The sequence below is a fragment of the Cryptosporangium phraense genome (assembly GCF_006912135.1).
Classification (GTDB): Bacteria; Actinomycetota; Actinomycetes; order Mycobacteriales; family Cryptosporangiaceae; genus Cryptosporangium; species Cryptosporangium phraense.
On the sequence record NZ_VIRS01000076.1, the window covers coordinates 1 to 4321 of the forward strand.

A 4321-nucleotide genomic window follows, 5' to 3' on the forward strand; every position below is an offset into this window, starting at 1 on the left:
TCGGCTCCGCGAGCAGAACCTGCATCGCCGCCTGGCCGATCATTCCCTCGGCGGCCTGGCGGTGGCGACCACCTGTCCCGAAGCCGGCTACCGCACCGACGGTCCTGCCGGCGCGGTCTGGCGTCTGGCCGGTAACGGCCGACGCCGGGAAACGCTGGCCGAACTCCCCAGCCGGCACGGACACCCAGGTCCCCTCACGCCAGGCGTCCCGCAGCCGGACGAGCATCCGCTGCGGCTGCTGCACGAACCGTCCTAGCGATTCACCGCCCAACAGCCGAACAGCGGTCCGATCGACGGGGGTCGTAACAGCGACATCGCCCCAGCTCAGCGCTACACACCGGACCACTGAACCAGGCCGAGACCTGTTGGGTCGATCGTCCACGCTGAAGGCTCATTCACAACCACCCCATGCTCCACCCCGGGCCTGAGCGGCCCGACGACCGCGGTCGCAACCGCCCACCCGCTGCTCCTGCAGCCGGTCGGCCTGCGCCACCCGTCGACGCTCACCCACCGCACCACCTACCAGCGGCATTCAAATGCCGCACCTCGGGCCCCTGCCCGCTTCAGCGCCGACCAGCCGATTCCTGACTGCTTCGTAGCGCTGCTACCCACGCCTGCCTCGGTCCTGAGGCCTCTCGGCGTGCCCGCGAACGCCTGACTTCCTGAAGGAGGAAGCCCGTGTCCACGATGTCCCTGACCCTGGTCGGTCTCTCCCGGATCACCTCCCTCGAGACGTGCACGGCCATGGCCGAGGTCCGCGTCGCTGCGACCCCGCTGACCCTGCACGGCAGCACACCGCACTTCCTCACCACCGTCCGCGAGGGCCGCGGGCTGCGCGCACACAGCAGGCAGGAGCTCACCGTCGGCGGGCCGCTCGACCAGCTGGACCTGGCCGACATGCGGCAGCTGGCCTACCAGGCGTACTCCTACCGGTGGGCGATCTGGAACAGCGTCGTGGCCGGCACCCGGCCCGCGCTGCCGTGGTGGACGTTCCTCCAGCGGCACGACTCCGCCCCCGACCGGTACCCGCTTGCCCGGGCCCAGCAGGACTACCTGGCCCAGCAGCAGATCCTGCTCATGACCGCCTACAACGCCCTCCCGCACCGGGCGCTGGACCTGCCGACCAGCCATCTCGAGGCGCTGCAGCTCGGCGCCCAGGGCTACGCCCATTTCGGGTGGCTCTCCGCGGTTCCCGGTGATCGGATGCTCTGTCCCGACGGCACTTACCTGGAGGGAGACGACGGCCGGCTCTCCGCGCGGCTGGCGTATCTGTCCGAGGCCAATGCGCGGATCGATGCGCTCACCGAGCAGCACTCGCTCGTCGCTCTCCTCACCGACTGACGACCCGCCGCTCCTCCAGCGGCCATCCCACGCGGGCGTACCGGAATACATCCGGAACGCCCGCTCCGTCATGCGCCGAATCCCTGGCTACCCGAAAGGATCCCCGACCCATGACCATCCCTCGTCCCATTCCACCCCCGCTGGCATTCAGACTCATCCCGTTACTGATCGAGCCCACTCTCATCGGCTTGCTCCTCGCCGGCCGCGCGTTCCCCGCCGCGCTCGTCTGCATTGGTCTGCTGCCGGTCTTCAGCGTCGTGCAGCTGCGGACTCTGCGCCGGCTCGACGAATTTCGCGGGCGCGTGGACGCGCTGGAGAGCGAGCTCGCCGACGCCTACACCGATCCGGTCACCGGTCTCTACGCCCGATCGGTCGCCGAGCAATACCTGGCAGACCGGACGGGCTCGGTGCTGACGGTTGCGGTCGTCGACGTGGACGACTTGCACGGTATCAACGCCACTTACGGCCATGAAGGCGGCGACGTCTACCTGGCGACGATCGCCCAGCGACTCAAGACCGTCGCCGGCGGACAGCTCGCTGCACGGCTCGGTGGCGACGAGTTCGTTCTCGTCACCGACGAAGGCCCGCATGCGCTCGCGCGCGCCATCAGCCAGATCTGCGAGCCTCCAGCGCGCGTTGGCAGTGCACGCGTGCCGATCCGCGTGAGCGTCGGCATCACTCACACCAGCGGCGGCGACTCGTCGACCGCTCTCGGGCAGGCCGACCGAGCGATGTTCACCGCCAAACGGCGCGGCGGCGGTGTCCAGATCTACGACCCCGGCCGCGACGGCCACGCCAGCCCGTCCGAAGCCCGCCCGGCGTCGCGTCGCCGCGACTCCCCGCCAGCCCGTCACTGCGTCGCCGAGTGATAGCGCGGCCCCGATACGACGCAGCCGACTCCAACCCTTGCGTCACCCTCGAAAGGAGCTGAGTGCCGTGTGCACTTCCCCCGTCCCCGTGATGGTCCTCCGCTGCCTGTACCTTCGCGCCGGCGCGAAACTGAACACACAGAACGCCGCCGTAGTGATTCGGCGGCTCTGCCAGAGCGCAACCGTCGATGAGCTCCACACGCTGCTGAGCCGCAATCTGATCGCGGCTGCTCTGCCCGACGCCGTCTCCGCCTGGACCGAAGTCCACATAGCCGGCCACGCCTCTGAGCTCCGCACCGTCGCAGAGGAGACGCTCCTATCCGGTCTCGACCGCCTGGCGGACTCCCTGACCCGGGAAGACGTCAATCGCTTCAGCTTCGGCCCGCCCGAACCTTTCGGCGTCACGTGCTACTCCACCGGTGGCTTGAGCATCGGTGAGCCACCGACGATCTCTTACAGCGACTGGGATCTCATCCTCGGCGACGACGTCTACCCCGCTACTTGGGCGGAGCAAATCGCCGCGGCCTCGGGGATCCTCACGCTCGATGGCAACGGCCCGGTCATGGCCATATGCATGTTGCGAGTCAGGGAGTGACCAGCCGCCGGCCGCTGTCGCGCGGGCCGCCGCATGACGTCCGCTCCGACCCTCTCGTTTTGGCCGTCGCTCGGCCACCTCCGCGCGGAATCCGCGCGCACCCGGGCGCGGCCGTCTGCCGTGCCCGATCTTCCACGTCCGAAGAAAGGGATCTCGCAATGTACGAGCACCACAGCCGACGCCTCCCCAGCGGACCCCGGCTCGCCGCACCATCCGTCGCGATCGTCGGAGGAAGCCTCGTCGGCCCTGCGGTGGAACTCTGCCTACGCCGCTTGGGCATCGCCGATGTCGTCACCTACGAGGCGCTACCGGCCGCGCTCTCCCAGAGCGGCGGCGTCATGGGTCTGCGGCACGACACGATCAACCTGCTCGCCGCGCTCGGTGTCGACGTCGACGCGATCACCGCTCTCAGCGACAGCGCCGTGCACGCTTACGACCTGACTGCCGACGGCCCCGTCGAACGTGGCTCCTCCCTGTTCCCTGGCGTCGTCACCTCCTGGGACGCTCTCCACGGCGAACTGCGAAGGCTCTGCGATGTGCGCACCAGCCACCGCCTGACCGCCCTCGACGAGGTCGACGGCCGCTGGCGCCTCCGCTTCGCCAACCAGCCCGACGCCTTCGCCGACGTTGTGCTCTTCGCCGACGGCCGACACTCCACCGGCCGGGCCCTACTCGACCCGACCCGGCCGCTGCACTACAACGGCTACATCGTCTGGCGCGGCCTCGCGCCCGCGCCGACGCCGTTCCCTCGCGGATTCGAGCGCTACTACGACGCCGCCCACGGCCGCCTGTTTTCCCGCACCGCACCGCTTCGGCAATCCGGGCTCTGCTACTGGGAGCTCAGCCACGAACTGCCCGCGCGCATCTACACCGAGATCGCCGGGGCTGGCCCCACCGAGCGGGCGTTCATCCTCCCCGACCGCATCGACGACCACGCGCGCGCCGCGATCCGCGAAGCCGCCCGGTACCTGCCCGGTAGCTTCGCTGACCTGATCGAGCAGTCCGAAGTTGCTGGAATCCCGGTCAACGACGGCGCAATGCCCACCCGCGCGGTCTTCCCTCGAAGCAGCGCGAACAGCCCGATCGCCGTGCTGCTCGGAGACGCGCTTCTACCTGTGCGGCTCCAGGTCGGGGCCGGGCTCAACCAGGGCCTCAGGCAGGCCACCGAACTCGCCGATGCGCTGATCGCACGCGACCGCGTCGAACAACTCGACCGCTGGGAAGGGAACACCCTGGGCCGGCTCGCGCGCTGGGTCGAGCAGGGACGGTCGCGCGCGCATCGCACCAACCTCGGTGTCTACCAGCCCGTCCGTCCGGGCCGCACCACCGCGCCGCTCGGCGACCAGTGGTCGGAGCCGGAGTGGGTGACGGCATGACCATCCCGAACCCCGGCGTTCCCACGGGCGAGCTGCGCGCCGCACTGCAGAAGATCATCTTCCTGCGGCTGACCGAAGCCCACGCCTCCGGCTTCGCCGCGAACACGATCGTCGCGGCCCAGTTCTGGGGCAGCGGAAAG

Annotated in this window: 4 protein-coding genes and 1 pseudogene; all 5 read left to right on the plus strand. The window is 69.7% G+C overall.

Translation table 11 applies throughout. From position 1 onward, the window contains the following. Positions 1-256 (plus strand): annotated as a pseudogene (locus FL583_RS40680) (hypothetical protein); the annotation flags it as partial. Between the two features lie 422 nt (positions 257-678). After that, positions 679-1341 carry a hypothetical protein gene (locus tag FL583_RS39790; protein WP_142710103.1) on the plus strand — a complete coding sequence of 221 codons (663 nt, stop codon included), beginning with the start codon at positions 679-681 and terminating at the stop codon, positions 1339-1341. A 110-nt stretch (positions 1342-1451) separates the two neighbouring features. Further along, entirely contained in the window at positions 1452-2210 is a 759-nt protein-coding gene (locus FL583_RS39795) for a GGDEF domain-containing protein (RefSeq protein WP_142710104.1), read from the plus strand. Between the two features lie 88 nt (positions 2211-2298). After that, positions 2299-2805, plus strand: a complete 507-nt coding sequence (locus tag FL583_RS39800) for a hypothetical protein (protein ID WP_142710105.1) — start codon at positions 2299-2301, stop codon at positions 2803-2805. After that, positions 2802-4181, plus strand: coding sequence for a Rossmann-fold NAD(P)-binding domain-containing protein (locus tag FL583_RS39805; RefSeq protein ID WP_142710106.1), 1380 nt, complete (start codon positions 2802-2804; stop codon positions 4179-4181). Before FL583_RS39800 ends, FL583_RS39805 begins: the two co-directional genes overlap by 4 nt. Positions 4182-4321 lie beyond the last annotated feature (140 nt).